The sequence below is a fragment of the Ramlibacter lithotrophicus genome (assembly GCF_012184415.1).
GTDB classification, from domain to species: Bacteria; Pseudomonadota; Gammaproteobacteria; order Burkholderiales; family Burkholderiaceae_C; genus Ramlibacter; species Ramlibacter lithotrophicus.
On the sequence record NZ_VTOX01000004.1, the window covers coordinates 114,619 to 132,040 of the forward strand.

Here is a 17,422-nt window from a genome sequence, read left to right on the forward strand (position 1 = left end):
TGCGACGGGCCTTCTTGAAGCGCAGCCCGCCGCCGGATGGCCGCGCTGCCGAGTGAGTGTAAATCGGCTGCGTCGTGCCCGCCACCGGCGAGGGCGCTCCGGCGCCCTCGCACCACAGTCCGATGCGGACTTCGTGGCATGGTTCACGGCTGCCTGCCGGACGGCGCCCACCCCCGCCCGGCGGGTTGAACCCAAAAGCGCTACCTCGGGCCCGCGCCGCGCTCAGGCCACCGCGGTCGGGCCTTTCGCCTTGCGGCCCATGCCGAGGTAGGTGTCGATGATGCGGCGGTCGTGCAGCAGGTCCTGGGCGGTGCCTTGCAGCACGACGGCGCCCATCTCCAGCACGTACGCCCGGTCGGCGACCTGCAGCGCGGCCCGCGCGTTCTGCTCCACCAGCAGCACCGACACCCCCAGGTCGCGCAGCGAGGCCACCATCTGCAGCACCTCGCGCACGATCAGCGGCGCCAGGCCCAGCGAAGGCTCGTCCAGCATCAGCAGCCGCGGCCGCGCCATCAGCGCGCGGCCGATCGCCAGCATCTGCCGCTCCCCACCCGACAGGGTCGAAGCCAGTTGCTGGCGCCGCTCCTCCAGCCGCGGGAACAGCGCGAACACTTCCTGCAGGCGCTGCAGGTGGTCGCGCTCGCCCTTGCGCCAGCGCCAGAAGCCGCCGAGCACCAGGTTGTCCTCGACCACCATGTCGCCGAAGAGTTCGCGCCGCTCGGGCACCAGCGACACGCCGCGCGCCACCATCAGCTCGACGCTGGGGCGCGGAATGATGACGCCGTCCACGGCCAGCGCGCCGCTGGACGGCAGCAGGCCCATGGCCGCGCACAGCAGGCTGGACTTGCCGGCGCCGTTGGGACCGATCACCGTGACGATCTCGCCTTCGTGCACCGCGAGTTCGACGCCGTGCACGGCCTGCACCGCGCCGTACGAAACGCCGAAATCGCGCAGGTGCAGCAGTGCGCCTTCGGGCGGCCGCGCGGCACTCATGCCGCCGCCTCCAGCCGTTCCTCGACCTCGGCGGCCTCGTCGCCGACGCCGAGGTAGGCCTCCAGCACCCGCGGGTCCGCCTGCACCTGCGCGGGCGTGCCGCGCGCGATCACGGTGCCGAACTCCATCACCGTCACGCGGTCGGCCAGGTTCATGACGAACTCCATGTCGTGTTCCACCACCAGGATCCCCAGGCCTTCGGCCCGCAGTTGCGAGAGCAGCTGGGCCAGCGCCAGCTTCTCGAGGTGCCGCAGGCCCGCCGCCGGCTCGTCCAGCAGCAGCAGGGCCGGCTGGCCGGCCAGCGCGCGGGCGATCTCGATCACGCGCTGCTGCCCCAGCGCCAGCGAACCGGCTGCCTCGGCGGCATGCCCCTCGAGCTGGCAGCGTTCGAGCTGGCGCCGGGCATGGGCCAGCAGCGTCGCCTCCTCGGCGCGGTCCAGCCGCAGCATGGCGGCGATCCAGCCGCGCTGGCCGCGCCGGTGCGCGCCCAGCGCCACGTTGTCGAGGACGCTGCGGTGCGCCATCAGCCGCACGTGCTGGAAAGTGCGCCCCAGGCCGAGCGCCGCGAAGTGGCGCGACGGCCGGTTCTTCATGTCCTGCCCCATCACCCGCACGCCGCCGGACGTGAGGTCGATCACGCCGGACACCATGTTGAAGAAGGTGGACTTGCCGGCGCCGTTGGGGCCGATCAGCGCGTGCACCTCGCCCGCCCGGACGTCCAGCGTCACCTCGTTCACGGCCTTGAGGCCGCCGAAGTGCTTGCTGGCCGCCGTCGCCTCGAGCAGCACCTGGCCCCTGGGCGGCAGCGTCCGCGGCGGCAGGGGCTCGGCGGCGGCACGCACCGAAGCCGCCGTCGGGCGCAGGAAGCGGCGGCTGGCCCTGGCGAGCGTCGGCCACATGCCGTCGGCAAAGCGGTGCAGCACCACCAGCATCAGCAGGCCGAACACGATCACCTCGAAATTGCCGCTGCTGCCCAGGAGCTTGGGCAGCACGTCCTGCAATTGCGATTTCAGCAGCGTGATCAGCGCCGCGCCGAGGACGGCGCCCCACAGGTGTCCGGCGCCGCCGACCACCGCCATGAACAGGTACTCGATGCCGATGTTGAGGTTGAACGGCGTCGGGTTCACGAAACGCTGCAGGTGCGCGTAGAACCAGCCGGACAGGCCCGCCATCAGGGCGGCGAGCACGAACACCTTGACGCGGTATGCGGCGGTGTCCACCCCCATCGATTCGGCCATCAGGCGGCCGCCCTTGAGCGCGCGGATGGCGCGGCCCTCGCGCGAGTCGAGCAGGTTGTGCAGCGCCCACAGCATCAGCAGCAGCGTGGCCCAGATCACGACGCCCATGACGCGGGAGTCCGCGAGCGACATGCCGCCAACGGTGATCGGCGGCAGCCCGCCGGTGCCGGTGTGCCCGCCCAGGAACTCCAGGTTGCCGAACAGGAAGTAGATGCCCAGGCCCCACGCGATGGTGGCGAGCGGCAGGTAATGGCCCGACAGCTTCAGCGTCACGGCGCCCAGGATCCAGGCGACCGCGGCGGCCAGCAGCATGCCGAGCACGAGTCCCAGCCACGGCCCCCAGGCCGGGCTGACCGGTCCGCCCAGCGCCGCCGCCAGCGCCGGTGAAGTGGTGACCCAGGCCGTGGCATAGGCGCCGATGCCGACGAACGCCGCCTGGCCGAAGGAGGTCATGCCGCCGACGCCGGTGAGCATCACCAGGCCGGCCGCGACCATCGCGTACAGGCCGATGTAGCAGAGCAGGGTGATGGTGAATTCCGGCAGCCAGCCCCAGGCCAGGGCCAGCGCCGCGACGGCGAGCAGGGTGAGGTGGCGCGGCGTCATTCTTCGTCTTCTTCCACGTGCACGCTTTGCATCGAGCGCCACCACAGCACCGGGATGATCAGCGTGAAGACCAGCACCTCCTTGAAGGCGCTGGCCCAGAAGGAGGAGAAGGATTCCAGCTGCCCCACCAGCAGCGCGCCGGCCAGCGCCATCGGGTAGCTCGCGAGCCCGCCGACGATCGCCGCGACGAAGCCCTTGAGCCCGATCAGGAAGCCGGTGTCGTAATAGACCGTCGTCAGCGGCCCGATCAGCAGTCCCGACACGGCGCCGATGACGCCGGCCAGGGCGAAGCTCAGGTCACCCGAGAGGTCCGTGGGAATCCCCATCAGCCGCGCGCCGACCCGGTTCATCGCCGTCGCGCGCAGCGCCTTGCCGATCATGGTGCCGCCGAAGAAGCGGAACATGGCGAACACCAGCGCCACGGTGACGCCCACCACCACCAGCGACTGGCCGGTGACCTGGATGCCGCCGAGGTCGAACCGCAGGTCCGAGAACGCCGGGGTGCGCGAGCCTTCGGCGCCGAAGAACAGCAGCCCGAGGCCGACCATGACGCCGTGCAGCGCCACCGACACGATCAGCAGCATCAGCACGCTGGCGCTGGCGATCGGCCGGTAGGCCAGGCGATAGAGCAGGGGGCCGAGCGGGGCGACCACGAGCAGCGTCGTCAGCGCCTGCAGCGCGACCGAGGCCGGGCGCAGCACGACCATCGACGCGGCCATCACCGGCAGCAGCACCGTCCACACCAGCGTGGAACGCCAGTCGACCGGCGCGCCGCGCCGCTGCCGCCAGGTTTCGACCAGCAGCGTGACCGCCGCCAGCCCGATCAGCAGCCAGAGCACCGCCGGGGCGCGGCCGGCGTTGAGCGCCGCCATCGACAGGGCCGCGAACGCGACCAGTTCGCCCTGCGGAATGAAGATGATGCGGGTGACCGAAAACACCAGCACCAGGGCCAGAGCCAGCAGCCCGTAAACCGCGCCATTGACAATGCCGTCCTGCCCCAGCAGCAGGGCGATCTGAACATCCATGATCACTACCGGTTGCGGAGCCGCCAGCGGCCCCCGGATGAAAGGCGGGCCTCCCCGCGGAGGCCCGATGCGCGGGGCGGGCGCCGCCGGCGGCCGCCCTCACGCGGCGATGCTCAGGGCGTGTACTTCCAGGTGCCGTTCTCGATGCGGACCATGACGCGGGCGTTGTGGTCCAGGCCGAGGTGGTCGGTCTTGGACATCGAGAAGATGCCGTGCGCGCCGGCCATGCCCTTGACGTTCTCCAGCGCGTCGCGCAGCGCCGAGCGGAACTCGGGCGTGCCGGGCTTGGCCTTCTTGAGCGCCTCCGGAACGGCGGCGGCCATCAGCATGCCGGCGTCCCAGGCGTGCGCGCCGAACGTCGACACGGTGCCTTTGCCGTGGGCGGCCTCGTAGGCGGCGATGTAGGCCAGGGCCGGCTTCTTCACCGGATGGCTGTCGGCCAGCTGGTCGGCGACCAGCACCGGGCCGGCCGGCAGCAGCGTGCCTTCCACGTCCTTGCCGCCGACGCGCAGGAAGTCGGCATTGGCGACGCCGTGCGTCTGGTAGATCTTGCCGGCATAGCCGCGTTCCTTCAGCGTCTTCTGCGGCAGGGCGGCGGGCGTGCCGGAGCCGGCGATCAGCACGGCGTCGGGCTTGGCCGCCATGATCTTGAGCACCTGGCCGGTGACCGAGGTGTCGGTGCGGGCATAGCGCTCGTTCGCAGAGATCTGCAGGCCCTTGGCGGCGGCCGCCTTGCTGAACTCCTGGTACCAGCCTTCGCCGTAGGCATCGGAGAAGCCGACGAAGCCGACGCTCTTGATGCCGCTCTTGGCCATGTGCTCGACGATCGCCTGCGACATCATGATGTCGTTCTGCGGGGTCTTGAAGACCCAGGCCTTCTTCGCGTCGACCGGCTCGACGATCTTGGCCGAGGCCGCCATCGAGATCATCGGCACCTTGGCTTCCGAAACCACGTCGATCATCGCCAGCGAATTGGGAGTGACCGTCGAGCCGAGGATCACGTCGACCTTGTTTTCCGTGATGAGCTTGCGGGTGTTGGTGACCGCCGCCGTGGTGTCCGACGCGTCGTCGAGGACGATGTAGTTGATCTTCTCGCCGGCGATCGTCTTGGGCATCAGCGCGATCGTGTTCTTCTCGGGAATTCCCAGCGACGCCGCGGGCCCGGTGGCCGAGACGGTGACGCCTACGGTGATGTCCGCCAGGGCCAGCGTGCTGGAGAGCAGCGCGGCCGCGAGAGCGACGGGTTTGAGGAATTTCATGGACAGTCTCCTGGTGTAGTTAAAGGCAGGCCTGGAATACCGGCATCAAATTACCTGAATTCAGGCTGGACCCCGACGCGGGTTTACCCGGCGCTCCCAGGCCAAGGTGAGCCAGCCTACAAAGTGGCTTGATCCAGGTCAACCCGGGACGGCCCGCTTGACCGGCACGGCGGAATGAGGACCGCCGCGCGGCGAGCAAGCGCCGCGGGCATGGCCGCCCGCGGCAGCTACTTGCCGATGCAGAAGCTCGAGAAGATGACGCCAAGGAGGTCGTCGGAGGTGAATTCGCCGGTGATCGCGTTGAGCGCGTTCTGCGCGAGGCGCAGTTCCTCGGCCAGCAGCTCGAGGGCGGGGCGGCGCGCCGCCAGGTGCTGCGTCGCGAGATCCAGGTGCTCCGCCACCTCGCGCAGTGCCTGCACGTGGCGCTCGCGCGCGATGTAGACGCCCTCGGGCGCGGACTGCCAGCCCGCCACCTCCAGCAGCTTGCGGCGCAGCACGTCGAGGCCGGCGCCGGTCCTGGCCGACAGGGCCACCCGTTCGTGGTCGGCCACAGGCCCTCCGGCGTCGGGCGCCGCGTCGACCTTGTTCCAGACGTCGATCACCGGCACCGAAGGCGGCAGCTTGTCGGCCAGCCCGCGCGCGATCGCCTCGTCGCCGGCACGGTAGTCGGCCAGCGCCGCGCGCGTCAGGTCGTGCAGGAACAGCACCGCGTCGGCGCGCTCGATCTGGCCCCAGGCGCGCTCGATGCCGATCCGCTCGACATGGTCCTCGCTCTCGCGCAGGCCGGCCGTGTCGATCACGTGCAGCGGCACGCCTTCGATCTGGATCGTCTCGCTCACCACATCGCGCGTGGTGCCGGGCACCGGCGTGACGATCGCGAGTTCGGCGCCGGCCAGCGCGTTGAGCAGCGAGCTCTTGCCGGCGTTGGGCTGGCCCGCGATCACCACCTTGATCCCTTCGCGCAGCAAGGCGCCCTGGCGCGCGCGCTGCTGCACGCGCGCCAGCGTCTCGCGCAGGCGCAGCAGCTGCCCTTGCGCGTCGGCCTGCTGCAGGAAGTCGATCTCCTCGTCGGGAAAGTCGAGGGTCGCCTCGACCAGCATCCTGAGGTGGATCAGCGCGTCGCGCAGCGTGTGGATCTCGCGCGAGAACTCGCCCGAGAGCGAGCGGCCGGCGCTGCGCGCGGCGGCTTCGGTGCTGGCGTCGATCAGGTCGGCGATGGCCTCGGCCTGCGCCAGGTCGATCTTGTCGTTGAGGAAGGCGCGCTCGGTGAACTCGCCGGGTTGCGCCAGCCGCAGCCGCGGCAGGCGCGGCCCGCCGGTCGCCGGGTCGGGTTCGGCCGCCGCTTCGAGGCATCGCGCCAGCAGCAGTTGCAGCACCACCGGGCCGCCATGGGCCTGCAGTTCCAGCACGTCCTCGCCCGTGTAGGAATGCGGCGCCGGGAAATGCAGCGCGAGTCCCTGGTCGATCGGCGTGCCGTCGCCGGCGCGGAACGCGAGATAGGTCGCTTCGCGCGGCTTCAGCGGCCGGCCGCAGATCGCCGCGACCAGCGGCGCGAGGCCCTTGCCCGAGACCCGCACGATGCCCACCGCGCCGCGGCCGGGGGCGGTGGCGATGGCGGCGATGGGGTCGGCGTGTCGGGCGAGCATTCCGCCATCGTAGCGCTCACCGTTTCAAGGCATCGGCCATGCGGCGGGGGTGATGTACCGCGCCGTGATCTGGCGGCAGCCCTGGATGGTGCCCGGCACCGGCTTGGCCGGATCTTCGATCATGCTGACCTTGGCTTCACCGCTGAACCCCGCGAACTTGCCGGTGCCCCCCAGGTAGACGACCTTGTACCCGCCGTCGGCGGTCAAGCTGTCGGAGCCGTGGAACCTGTCTCCACTCGCGTCCTGGAAGACGCAGTAGCCGCGATGCTGCCAGACCCTGGACCGCATCTCGTAGGCCGCCACGCACTCCGTCTTCAGCGCGTCGAACGCCTTGTTGTCCGACTGGGTCGTGCCCGTCACGCTGTAGGTCCCATAGCGTTCGGTGTCGCTGACGACCAGCCGCGTCACCGGGCCGCTGAAGCAGAGTGTCGACTCGAACGTGCCCTCCTTGGGCAGCAGCGCCGCCGAGTGGGCGAGCGCCGGGCCCGTCAGGGCAAGGACTGCCAGGGCGATGTTGAACTGATGTGTCATGGGGTTCTCCTTTCGAAAGCCCGGACGCAGTCTGGGCGGCAGGCGTCGCGCGCAACGTCACGGAACCGTGAGGAAAGCGTCACCAGGACTTGCCAGCCGCTGCCGTCCGGTCCATCCTTTCTGCGCCGGCCGCCAGCAAACGGGGACCGCGCGGACCGGCGCGAGAGGTGACCCATGACCAGTTCGAGCTTGCGACTCCTGGGTGCATTTGCGCTGGAGACCCCGTGCTCGCCCGTTCCGCTGCGGCTTGGCCGCAAGGCCCAGGCCGTGCTCGCCGCGGCCGCGCTGGGAGGCGCCGCCGGCGTGTCACGGGCCCGGCTGATCGCGCTGCTCTGGCCCGATCATGCGGAAGACGAGGCGCGCGGCGCCCTGCGCCAGTGCCTGCACCTGTTGCGCCGTTCGCTGGGGGGCGCCGTCGACCTGCTGAACAGCGACGGTGAGCGTCTGGTCGTTTGCGATCGCGCCTGCGAGGTCGACGTCGTCCGCTTCGAGGCACTGTCCGCCAGCGGGGACCTGGCCGGCATGGCAACCGCCGCGGCGCTGTACCGCGGCGACTTCCTCGAGAGCCTCGAGGCCGGCACCGACTTCGAGCGGTGGGCGGCGACCGAGCGCGAGCGACTGCGCAACATCGCATGCGGCGTGTTGGCGAGGTTGGGCGAATCCGTCCTGGATCAGCCCGATCGCGAGCGGGCCGTGCAACTGGCCCACCGGCTGCTCGCCAACGACCCCGTGCACGAAGGATGCTGGCGTGCGCTGATGCAGCTGTACGTCAAGGCCGGCTTGCGCGCGAAGGCGCTCCAGGCCTGGAACGACTGCCGCGAGGCCTTGCGGGGCGAACTGGGGGTCGAGCCGGCCGCCGAGACCGCCGCCCTGTTCCACCGGCTGTCCGGCTGGCCGGAGTCGCCGCTGGCCGCACCGCCGGCAGCGCAAGAAATATCTCGCACCGGGGTCCCGAGGATCCCGGTCGTCTCGGGACCGCGCGCCGGCGACCACCCCCGGGTGGTGGACCTCAACCTGCGCGGCTGGGAAGCGTTCTGCCGCTGCACGCCGCAGGACAACCTGCTGGCGCGTGCCGCCTTCGAGGAGGCCGTGCGCCTGGCCGGCGACCATGCGGAGATCATCGCGCGGGTGGGCTGGACGCACTGGATGGAGTCGGTCTTCGGCTGGACCGTGGAGCCCGAGCGCAGCATGGACCTGGCGGAGCAATGGGCTTCGCGCGCCATTGCCTGCAACCGCACGGGACGCTCCACGCCGCACACGCTGATGGGCAAGGTGCTGCTGCGGCGCCGCCGGTTCGACGAGGGGCTGGCGCAGTTGCGAGTGGCGGTCGAGCTCGAACCGCAGTACGCGTGGGCCCACTTCCACCTCGCCGAAGGGCTGCTGCTGGCAGGCGAGTTCGACACCGCGCTGGACGCCGTCGACCGCGCGATAGCCCTCGACCTCAATGATCATGGCATGTTCCTCACGATCCGCGGCCTGGCACTGCGGATGACGAATGAGCTCGAGGCGGCGCAGGCCGTCATGGAGAGCGCCGTGACCCGCAACCCGGACTACTTCTGGGCCCACGCAGCTCTGGCGGGCATCCACGCGGAGCGCGGCCAGTTCGAACGGGCGCGCGCTGAGGCCGCCACGGCGCGCCGCCTCAACGCCCGGTTCAGCGTCTCGTCGCACGCGGCCGCCCTGCCCATGCGCCACCCCGAGCACCAGCAGCGGATGGCGCGGGCGCTGCAGGCCGCCGGCGTGCCGGCCGACAGCCCGGCTCCGGAGCTGCGGGGCGCCTGAGGGCGTACGAGAAAGCGAAAGGGCCGCTGCGCGGCCCTTGTTTTCACCTTCGCGGAGCGTTACCTGAACTTCGGCAGGTTGAACTGCGGCGGCACGCCCATGCGCGTGTTGATCAGCCACTGCTGCGCGATCGACAGCACGTTGTTGGTGATCCAGTACAGCACCAGGCCGGCCGGGAAGAAGAAGAACATGATGCTGAACGCCAGCGGCATGAACCACATCAGCTTGGCCTGCATCGGGTCCGGCGGGGCCGGGTTGAGCGCCGTCTGCAACAGGGTCGTGAGCGTCATCACGATCGGCAGGATGAAGTAGGGGTCCGGCGCCGCCAGGTCGCGGATCCAGCCGATCCACGGCGCGTTGCGCATCTCCACGCTGGACAACAGCACCCAGTACAGCGCGATGAACACCGGGATCTGGATCATGATGGGGAAGCAGCCGCCCATCGGGTTGACCTTCTCCTCGCGGTAGATGCGCATCATCTCCTGCTGCATCTGCTGCGGGTTGTCCTTGTAGCGCTCGCGCATCGCCATGACCCTGGGGTTGATGGCCTTCATCTTGGCCATGCTCTCGTACCCCTTGGCCTGCAGCCAGTAGAAGGCGAGCTTGATCACCAGCACCAGCGCCATGATCGACCAGCCCCAGTTGCCCAGCAGGCCGTGCAGCTTGTCGAGCAGCCAGTACAGCGGCTTGGCCAGGATGGTGAAGATGCCGTAGTCCTTCACCAGGTCGAGCCCCGGCGCGACGCTTTCCAGCATCTTCTCCTGCTGCGGACCCGTGAACAGCGTCGCTTCCAGCACCTGCGACTGGCCGGGCGCGACCGCCGGCAGCGGCGCGATCATCCCGACGGAGTACAGGCTGTCGATCTTGCGCACGAAGTTCTCGCGCTTGACGCCGTCCGGCAGGATCCAGGCACTGGCGAAGTAGTGCTGCACCATCGCCACCCAGCCCTTGCTCGACTCCTTCTCGAATTCGGCCTTGTTCTTGTCGACGTCGCCGAACTCGACCTTCTGGTATTTCTGCGCCTCCGTGTAGACCGCGGGCCCGGTGAAGGTGCCGGTGGGGTTGGTGAGGAAGGAGCCGCCGGACGTGGTCGCGCCGCGCACCAGCTGCACGTACAGCTGCGGGGCGACGGGCGCGCTGCCGGCATTGACGACCTCGTGCCGGACCGGCATCGCGTACGAGCCGCGGCGCAGCGTATAGGTCTTCACCAGCTTCACGCCGCCTTTTTCCGGGGACTCGAAGCGCACCACCAGTTCGTTGGCGCCGGGCTTGAGCTCGCGCTCGCCGCTCACGGTCATCACCGACTTGTGGTTCGGGAAGTCGCCGCCGATCAGTCCCGAATGCGCGACATACGTGTCCTGCGGCGTCTCGTTCAGCAGGACGAAGTTTTCGGTGACCTTGTCGGCGGCCGAGTCGGCGCTGACCTTCAGCAGCTCCGTGCGCACGACCGAGCCGCCGGCGGTGTCGAACGTGATGAGCAGCAGGTCGGTGGTGACGGTGATCTTCTGGGAGGCCGGCGCCGGGGCGGTGCCGCCGGCGGGCACCGCGCCGGGCGAGGCGGCGGCGGGCGTGGCCGTTCCGGGCGGCGTCGCGGCCGCGCTCGTGCTGGCGGGCGGCACGCTGGACGCGCTGGCCGCTGGCGCCTGCGCCGTCGCCGGCGGCTTGGCGCTCGGGAAGAACGTCGCCTGCCGGCCGTTGTGGACCTGCCACTGGTCCCACAGCAGCACCATGGAAAAACCGAAGATCACCCACAGGATGGTGCGGCGAATGTCGTTCATGAAGACTTTTTCTTGGAGAGGGGAGAGACCAGCTGCGTGAGAAAGCGGGGCGGGCCGGCGCGGTCCGGCACCGGGTCGTGGCCGCCGGCGCACCACGGATGGCAGCGCACCAGGCGCGCCAGCGTCAGGTAGGTGCCCGCGCCGGCGCCGTGGCGCTCGAGCGCCTCCAGCGAATAGGCGGAACAGGTGGGCGTGAAGCGGCAGCTCGATCCCAGCCAGGGGCTGAGCAGGAGCCGGTAGCCCTTGACCAGGGCGATGAGCGTGGCGCGGATCATGCGGCCGCCCGGGCGAACAGGTCCAGCAGCTCGCCGCGCACGGCGTGCTTCAGCGCGTCGGACGTGGCGCTCGAAAAATGCGCGCGGTCGAACCCGGCCCGCAGCCGCACCACGTGGGCGGCCGCCGGCAGGCGCGTCTCGAACTCGCGGCTCACGGCGTAGATCTGTCGCTTGATGGCGTTGCGCGTCACGGCCCGCTTCGCCCAGCGCTTGGGCACCAGCGCGCCGATCCAGGGCTCCCGGATGGCAAACAGGGCTTGGGTCCGTTCGGTCCCAAGCCCTGCTGGGGCTGCCGTGGGCGCGTCGAGCTCCGTGCGATGCAGCGCGAAATGCCTGGTGCGGGAGACGGTGGTGCCCGCCATGACGGCCTCGAACTGTGCCCGGTTCTTCAGCCGCTGCACTGCGGTGCGCGCATGGGCCGAGCCAGCGGAAAGCCGGCTCAGACCGCCAGGCGCTTGCGCCCCTTGGCGCGGCGGGCGTTGATCACGGCGCGGCCGCCACGGGTCTTCATGCGGACCAGGAAGCCGTGGGTGCGCGCGCGCCGCACTTTGGAGGGTTGGTAGGTGCGTTTCATGGTTGGTTCTCAGGGAAACCCATGATTATCGCGGATTTCCCGCCGGCCGGCAACGAAAGGGCTCCCCGCCCGACCGGCGGATCGCACCCCGGCCGCGCACGAAGCGCTCACTTTCGTCCGGCGCGAGGCCGGGCCTGCGGGTCCGGCGGGCTTTGTGGATAAGGGCTTGATAAATTAGAATCACCGGCTCCCAGAATGAAAACTATCCACAGAGGCGGCAGCCACAATGAGTGAGGGGCAGCACAACAATCTGGCGGCGCAAGCACGCCAGACCGCCGGGGACAGCCTGTGGCAGGCGTGCCTGGAACAGCTGGCACAGGAACTCCCCGAGCAGCAGTACAACACCTGGATCAAGCCCCTCGTGGCCCAGGTGTCCGACGACCTCTCCAAGGTCACGATCTTCGTCGCCAACCGGTTCAAGCTGGACTGGGTGCGGGCCCAGTATTCGGGCCGCATCGGCGCGCTCCTGGAAAAGCTCTACGGTCAGCCGGTCCACCTTGAGTTAGCGCTCGCTCCGCGCGATCCCGTTGCCAGGACTTACGCTACGCCGGCCGCGGTGGACGTCATGCGGGCGCCGGAGCCGCCCGAGCTGAGCGAGGACCCGGGGGCCGCGGCCTTCAAGAACCGCCTGAACACGGCCCTGACCTTCGACACCCTGGTGGAGGGCTCGGCCAACCGGATGGCGCGGGCCGCGGCCATGCACGTGTCGGGCACGCCGGGGCACCTGTACAACCCGCTGTTCATCTATGGCGGGGTCGGGCTGGGCAAGACCCACCTGGTCCACGCGGTGGGCAACAAGCTGCTGGCCGACAAGCCGGGCAGCAAAGTTCTCTACATCCATGCCGAGCAGTTCGTGTCCGATGTGGTCAAGGCCTACCAGCGCAAGACCTTCGACGAGTTCAAGGAGCGCTACCACTCGCTGGACCTGCTGCTGATCGACGACGTCCAGTTCTTCGCCAACAAGGACCGCACCCAGGAGGAGTTCTTCAACGCCTTCGAGGCCCTGCTGGCCAAGAAGAGCCACATCGTGATGACCAGCGACACCTACCCCAAGGGGCTGGCGGACATCCACGAGCGGCTGATCTCGCGCTTCGATTCCGGCCTGACGGTGGCCATCGAGCCGCCCGAGCTGGAAATGCGGGTGGCGATCCTGATCAACAAGGCGCGGGCCGAAAGCGCCGAGATGCCCGAGGAAGTGGCCTTCTTCGTGGCCAAGAACGTCCGCTCGAACGTGCGCGAGCTCGAAGGCGCGCTGCGCAAGATCCTGGCCTATTCGCGCTTCAACCAGAAGGAGATCTCGATCCAGCTGGCGCGCGAGGCATTGCGCGACCTGCTGTCGATCCAGAACCGGCAGATCTCGGTGGAGAACATCCAGAAGACGGTGGCCGACTACTACAAGATCAAGGTCGCCGACATGTACAGCAAGAAGCGCCCGGCCTCGATCGCCCGGCCGCGCCAGATCGCGATGTACCTGGCCAAGGAGCTGACCCAGAAAAGCCTGCCCGAGATCGGCGAGCTGTTCGGCGGCCGCGACCACACGACGGTGCTGCACGCCGTGCGCAAGATCGGCGGCGAGCGCCAGCAGATGACCGAGCTGAACCAGCAGCTGCACGTGCTGGAGCAGACGCTGAAGGGGTGAGGGCAGGCGCCGCCGCGGGCCCGTTCCGCCGCGGCAAGTGCCTGATGAAAAAGGGGAAAATGGCGGTTGTCCACAGTGGGCGCGGCCTGGCCCGGCGAATGCCAGTTTGAACCAAGAAAGAAGCAAAGAGGTTGACATGATCGTCCTGAAGGCAACACAAGAAAAACTGCTCTCGGTGCTGCAGTCGGTGGCCGGCATCGTCGAGCGCCGCCACACGCTGCCGATCCTCGCGAACGTGCTGATCCGCAAGACCGGCGGCTCGGTGCAGCTGACGACCAGCGACCTCGAGATCCAGATCCGGACCACGGCCGAACTCGGCGGCGACGGCGGCAGCTTCACCACGACGGTGGGCGCGCGCAAGCTGATCGACATCCTGCGCACCATGCCGAGCGACCAGACGGTGTCGCTCGAATCGAGCCAGAGCAAGCTGCTGCTCAAGGGCGGCAAGAGCCGCTTCACGCTGCAGACGCTGCCGGCCGAGGACTTCCCGCTGGTGCAGGAAGCCGCGTCGTTCGGGCCGGTGTTCAGCGTGCCGCAGAAGACGCTCAAGCAGCTGCTGGACCAGGTGTCCTTCGCGATGGCGGTGCACGACATCCGCTACTACCTCAACGGCATCCTGTTCGTCGCCGAGGGCAAGCAGCTGAGCCTGGTCGCCACCGACGGCCACCGCCTCGCGTTCGCCACCGCGGCGCTCGACGTCGAAGTGCCGCGCCAGGAAGTGATCCTGCCGCGCAAGACGGTGCTGGAGCTGCAGCGCCTGCTGTCCGACGCCGAAGGCGCGATCGAGATGCAGTTCGCCGGCAACCAGGCCAAGTTCAGCTTCGGCGGCATGGAGTTCGTCACCAAGCTGGTCGAAGGCAAGTTCCCCGACTACAACCGCGTCATCCCCAAGAACCACAAGAACTCGGTGACGCTGGGCCGCGCGCCGCTGCTGGCCAGCCTGCAGCGCACCGCCATCCTGACCAGCGAGAAGTTCAAGGGCGTGCGCCTGAACATCGAGCCCGGCACGCTGCGCGTCGCGTCCAACAACGCGGAACAGGAAGAGGCCGTCGACGAGCTGGACATCGACTACGGCGGCGACTCGATCGAGATCGGCTTCAACGTGAGCTACCTGATCGACGCGCTGGCCAACATGGACAACGAGATGGTGAAGATGGAACTGGCCGATTCCAACAGCTCGGCGCTGATCACCATCCCCGAGAACGACTCCTTCAAGTACGTGGTGATGCCGATGAGGATTTGAGCGGACGAAAACGCGGCGCACCAGCCGCGTCCGTTGCCTGGCCGACCCGCCGTCCTGGCGGGTTCGGTCCATTGAGAGCGTTGAGAGAAGCGCGAGTTTGCAGGGAAGCGAAGTATCTATGTCCGAAGAGAACCAGCAGAACCAGGTGCACGTGGGTGCCGGCGGCGAGGAAAGCTCCAACTTCCAGCCGGCCATCGACGCCCACCAGGCCGGCGCCAGCGAAGGCTACGGCGAGGGCGCGATCCAGATCCTGGAAGGCCTGGAGGCGGTGCGCAAGCGCCCGGGCATGTACATCGGGGACACGTCCGACGGCACCGGCCTGCACCACCTGGTCTTCGAGGTGGTCGACAACTCGATCGACGAGGCGCTGGCCGGCCACTGCGACGACATCGTCGTCACCATCCACACCGACAACTCGATTTCCGTCGTCGACAACGGCCGCGGCATCCCGACCGGCATCAAGATGGACGACAAGCACGAGCCCAAGCGCTCGGCCGCCGAGATCGCGCTGACCGAGCTGCACGCCGGCGGCAAGTTCAACCAGAACAGCTACAAGGTCTCGGGCGGCCTGCACGGCGTGGGCGTGAGCTGCGTCAACGCCCTGTCCAAGATGCTGCGCCTGACGGTGCGGCGCGAAGGCAAGGTGCACGTGCTGGAGTTCTCGCGCGGCTTCGTGCAGAACAGGATCGTGGAGACGGTACAGACTCCCGACGGCCCGGTGGAGGTCTCGCCGATGCAGGTGCTCGGCGACACCGACAAGCGCGGCACCGAGGTGCACTTCCTGCCGGACAACACCGACATCTTCAAGGAAAACAACGATTTCCATTACGAGATCCTGTCCAAGCGGCTGCGCGAGCTCTCGTTCCTGAACAACGGCGTGCGCATCCGCCTGCTGGACGAGCGCACCGGCAAGGAAGACGACTTCTCGGGCGCCGGCGGCGTCAAGGGCTTCGTCGGCTTCATCAACAAGGGCAAGCAGGTGCTGCACCCCAACGTGTTCCACGCCGTGGGCGACCGCCAGAGCGACCAGAACACGAACATCGGCGTCGAAGTGGCCATGCAGTGGAACAGCGGCTACAACGAGCAAGTCCTCTGTTTCACCAACAACATTCCCCAGCGCGACGGCGGCACCCACCTCACGGGCCTGCGCGCGGCGATGACGCGCGTGATCAACAAGTACATCGAAGAAAACGAGATGGCCAAGAAGGCCAAGGTGGAGGTGACCGGCGACGACATGCGCGAGGGCCTCACCTGCGTGCTGAGCGTCAAGGTGCCCGAGCCCAAGTTCTCCAGCCAGACCAAGGACAAGCTGGTATCGAGCGAAGTGCGCGGACCGGTGGAGGACGTGGTGGCGCGCACGCTGGGCGACTACCTGCAGGAGCGCCCGCAGGACGCCAAGATCATCGTCGGCAAGATCATCGAGGCGGCGCGGGCGCGTGAAGCGGCCCGCAAGGCGCGCGAGATGACCCGGCGCAAGGGGGTGCTGGACGGCATGGGCCTGCCCGGCAAGCTGGCCGACTGCCAGGAGAAGGACCCGGCGCTGTGCGAGATCTACATCGTGGAGGGCGACTCCGCCGGCGGCAGCGCCAAGCAGGGCCGCGACCGCAAGTTCCAGGCGATCCTGCCGCTGCGCGGCAAGATCCTGAACGTGGAGAAGGCGCGCTACGAGAAACTGCTCACCAGCAATGAAATCCTGACGCTGATCACGGCGCTGGGCACCGGCATCGGCAATGCCAGCGGCAGTGGCAGCCGAGGCGACGGGAATGGCAACGGCAACGGGAATGGCAACGGCCATGGCGGCAGCAACTCGGGCGCCGACGACTTCAACGTCGCCAAGCTGCGCTACCACCGCATCATCATCATGACCGACGCCGACGTCGACGGCGCGCACATCCGCACGCTGCTGCTGACGTTCTTCTACCGCCAGATGCCCGAGCTGGTGGAGCGCGGCCACATCTACATCGCGCAGCCGCCGCTGTACAAGGTGAAGTCGGGCAAGGAGGAGCTGTACCTGAAGGACGGCTCCGAGCTCGATCGCTTCCTGCTGCGCATCGCCCTGAACGGCGCGAGCGTGCACACCGGCGGGGAGAACGCCACCGTCATCGCCGGCGACACGCTGGCCGAGCTGGCGCGCAAGCACCAGGTGGCCGAGGCCGTGATCAACCGGCTGGCCGGCTACATGGACGCCGAGGCGCTGCGCGCCATCGCCGACGGCGTCAGCCTCAACCTCGACACCGTGGCCGACGCCGAGCGGTCGGCCGTCGCCCTGCAGGCCAAGTTGCAGGAGCTCGATCGCGCCAGCAACCAGGCGCCGGCCGAAGTGGCGGGCGAGTTCGACGCGCGCACCGACAAGCCGGTGCTGCGCATCAGCCGCCGCCACCACGGCAACGTCAAGAGCAGCGTGATCACGCAGGACTTCGTCCACGGCGCCGACTACGCGGCCCTGGCCGAAGCGGCCAGCACGTTCCGCGGCCTGCTGCACGAAGGCGCCCGCGTGGTGCGCGGCGAAGGCGAGAAGGCGAAGGAAGAACGCGTGGGCGACTTCCGCCAGGCGATGCGCTGGCTGATCGGCGAAGCCGAACGCACCACCGCCCGCCAGCGCTACAAGGGCCTGGGCGAGATGAACCCCGAGCAGCTGTGGGAAACGACGATGGATCCCAACGTGCGCCGCCTGCTGCGCGTGCAGATCGACGACGCGATCGAGGCCGACCGCGTGTTCACGATGCTGATGGGCGACGACGTGGAGCCGCGCCGGGACTTCATCGAGACGAATGCGCTGCGGGCGGCGAACATCGACGTGTGACGTTCGCTCGCATTCGCGTACGACGCAGCGCAA

14 protein-coding genes are annotated in these 17,422 nt (G+C 68.9%); 4 read left to right on the forward strand and 10 right to left on the reverse strand.

What is annotated here, in order from left to right; translation table 11 throughout:
- Positions 1-222: 222 nt before the first annotated feature.
- The 6 genes from RAMLITH_RS12955 to RAMLITH_RS12980 form a co-directional block, all read right to left on the reverse strand.
- On the reverse strand, positions 223-993 hold the full coding sequence (locus RAMLITH_RS12955) for an ABC transporter ATP-binding protein (protein ID WP_168107845.1): 771 nt from the start codon (positions 991-993) through the stop codon (positions 223-225).
- Positions 990-2,834 (reverse strand): branched-chain amino acid ABC transporter ATP-binding protein/permease, encoded by a 1,845-nt coding sequence (locus RAMLITH_RS12960; RefSeq protein WP_168107846.1) that lies wholly within the window; start codon positions 2,832-2,834, stop codon positions 990-992. The genes RAMLITH_RS12955 and RAMLITH_RS12960 overlap by 4 nt, the downstream gene beginning before the upstream one ends.
- Entirely contained in the window at positions 2,831-3,859 is a 1,029-nt protein-coding gene (locus tag RAMLITH_RS12965) for a branched-chain amino acid ABC transporter permease (RefSeq protein WP_168107847.1), read from the reverse strand. Before RAMLITH_RS12965 ends, RAMLITH_RS12960 begins: the two co-directional genes overlap by 4 nt.
- A 113-nt stretch (positions 3,860-3,972) precedes the next feature.
- Complete coding sequence (locus RAMLITH_RS12970) at positions 3,973-5,118, reverse strand: ABC transporter substrate-binding protein (protein WP_168107848.1); 1,146 nt, start codon at positions 5,116-5,118, stop codon at positions 3,973-3,975.
- A 227-nt stretch (positions 5,119-5,345) separates the two neighbouring features.
- A complete protein-coding gene (gene mnmE / locus RAMLITH_RS12975) occupies positions 5,346-6,764 on the reverse strand; it encodes a tRNA uridine-5-carboxymethylaminomethyl(34) synthesis GTPase MnmE (RefSeq protein ID WP_168107849.1) in 1,419 nt (472 codons plus the stop codon).
- 24 nt (positions 6,765-6,788) lie between these two features.
- A complete protein-coding gene (locus RAMLITH_RS12980) occupies positions 6,789-7,295 on the reverse strand; it encodes a hypothetical protein (protein ID WP_168107850.1) in 507 nt (168 codons plus the stop codon).
- Between the two features lie 174 nt (positions 7,296-7,469).
- Between RAMLITH_RS12980 and RAMLITH_RS12985 the strand changes: the two genes are divergently transcribed.
- Positions 7,470-9,077, forward strand: coding sequence for an AfsR/SARP family transcriptional regulator (locus RAMLITH_RS12985; RefSeq protein WP_168107851.1), 1,608 nt, complete (start codon positions 7,470-7,472; stop codon positions 9,075-9,077).
- 59 nt (positions 9,078-9,136) lie between these two features.
- Here RAMLITH_RS12985 and yidC read toward each other — a convergent pair whose 3' ends face one another.
- From yidC to rpmH, 4 genes are read right to left on the reverse strand one after another with little or no spacing between them, the layout of a single operon-like run.
- The gene (yidC, locus tag RAMLITH_RS12990) at positions 9,137-10,855 is read right to left on the reverse strand and encodes a membrane protein insertase YidC (protein ID WP_168107852.1); all 1,719 of its coding nucleotides are present in this window, start codon (positions 10,853-10,855) and stop codon (positions 9,137-9,139) included.
- Entirely contained in the window at positions 10,852-11,130 is a 279-nt protein-coding gene (yidD, locus tag RAMLITH_RS12995; protein WP_168107853.1) for a membrane protein insertion efficiency factor YidD, read from the reverse strand. Before yidD ends, yidC begins: the two co-directional genes overlap by 4 nt.
- Positions 11,127-11,531 (reverse strand): ribonuclease P protein component, encoded by a 405-nt coding sequence (locus tag RAMLITH_RS13000; protein ID WP_168107854.1) that lies wholly within the window; start codon positions 11,529-11,531, stop codon positions 11,127-11,129. Before RAMLITH_RS13000 ends, yidD begins: the two co-directional genes overlap by 4 nt.
- Before the next feature lie 38 nt (positions 11,532-11,569).
- Positions 11,570-11,704 carry a 50S ribosomal protein L34 gene (rpmH, locus tag RAMLITH_RS13005; RefSeq protein ID WP_027101598.1) on the reverse strand — a complete coding sequence of 45 codons (135 nt, stop codon included), beginning with the start codon at positions 11,702-11,704 and terminating at the stop codon, positions 11,570-11,572.
- 226 nt (positions 11,705-11,930) lie between these two features.
- On the opposite strand from rpmH, the gene dnaA reads away from it, so the two are divergent.
- The 3 genes from dnaA (at position 11,931) to RAMLITH_RS13020 (ending at position 17,389) form a co-directional block, all read left to right on the forward strand.
- On the forward strand, positions 11,931-13,343 hold the full coding sequence (gene dnaA, locus RAMLITH_RS13010; protein ID WP_168107855.1) for a chromosomal replication initiator protein DnaA: 1,413 nt from the start codon (positions 11,931-11,933) through the stop codon (positions 13,341-13,343).
- 136 nt (positions 13,344-13,479) lie between these two features.
- On the forward strand, positions 13,480-14,586 hold the full coding sequence (gene dnaN, locus RAMLITH_RS13015) for a DNA polymerase III subunit beta (RefSeq protein ID WP_168107856.1): 1,107 nt from the start codon (positions 13,480-13,482) through the stop codon (positions 14,584-14,586).
- A 193-nt stretch (positions 14,587-14,779) separates the two neighbouring features.
- Positions 14,780-17,389 (forward strand): DNA gyrase subunit B, encoded by a 2,610-nt coding sequence (locus tag RAMLITH_RS13020; RefSeq protein WP_420376913.1) that lies wholly within the window; start codon positions 14,780-14,782, stop codon positions 17,387-17,389.
- Positions 17,390-17,422: the final 33 nt, after the last annotated feature.

Coding starts and splice junctions, on each gene's coding strand:
- RAMLITH_RS12955 (WP_168107845.1), bottom strand. CDS start 993: ATGAGTGCCGCGCGGCCGCCCGAAGGCGCACTGCTGCACCTGCGCGAT.
- rpmH (WP_027101598.1), bottom strand. CDS start 11,704: ATGAAACGCACCTACCAACCCTCCAAAGTGCGGCGCGCGCGCACCCAC.
- dnaA (WP_168107855.1), top strand. CDS start 11,931: ATGAGTGAGGGGCAGCACAACAATCTGGCGGCGCAAGCACGCCAGACC.
- RAMLITH_RS12985 (WP_168107851.1), top strand. CDS start 7,470: ATGACCAGTTCGAGCTTGCGACTCCTGGGTGCATTTGCGCTGGAGACC.
- RAMLITH_RS12965 (WP_168107847.1), bottom strand. CDS start 3,859: ATGGATGTTCAGATCGCCCTGCTGCTGGGGCAGGACGGCATTGTCAAT.
- mnmE (WP_168107849.1), bottom strand. CDS start 6,764: ATGCTCGCCCGACACGCCGACCCCATCGCCGCCATCGCCACCGCCCCC.
- dnaN (WP_168107856.1), top strand. CDS start 13,480: ATGATCGTCCTGAAGGCAACACAAGAAAAACTGCTCTCGGTGCTGCAG.
- RAMLITH_RS12970 (WP_168107848.1), bottom strand. CDS start 5,118: ATGAAATTCCTCAAACCCGTCGCTCTCGCGGCCGCGCTGCTCTCCAGC.
- yidD (WP_168107853.1), bottom strand. CDS start 11,130: ATGATCCGCGCCACGCTCATCGCCCTGGTCAAGGGCTACCGGCTCCTG.
- RAMLITH_RS12960 (WP_168107846.1), bottom strand. CDS start 2,834: ATGACGCCGCGCCACCTCACCCTGCTCGCCGTCGCGGCGCTGGCCCTG.
- yidC (WP_168107852.1), bottom strand. CDS start 10,855: ATGAACGACATTCGCCGCACCATCCTGTGGGTGATCTTCGGTTTTTCC.
- RAMLITH_RS12980 (WP_168107850.1), bottom strand. CDS start 7,295: ATGACACATCAGTTCAACATCGCCCTGGCAGTCCTTGCCCTGACGGGC.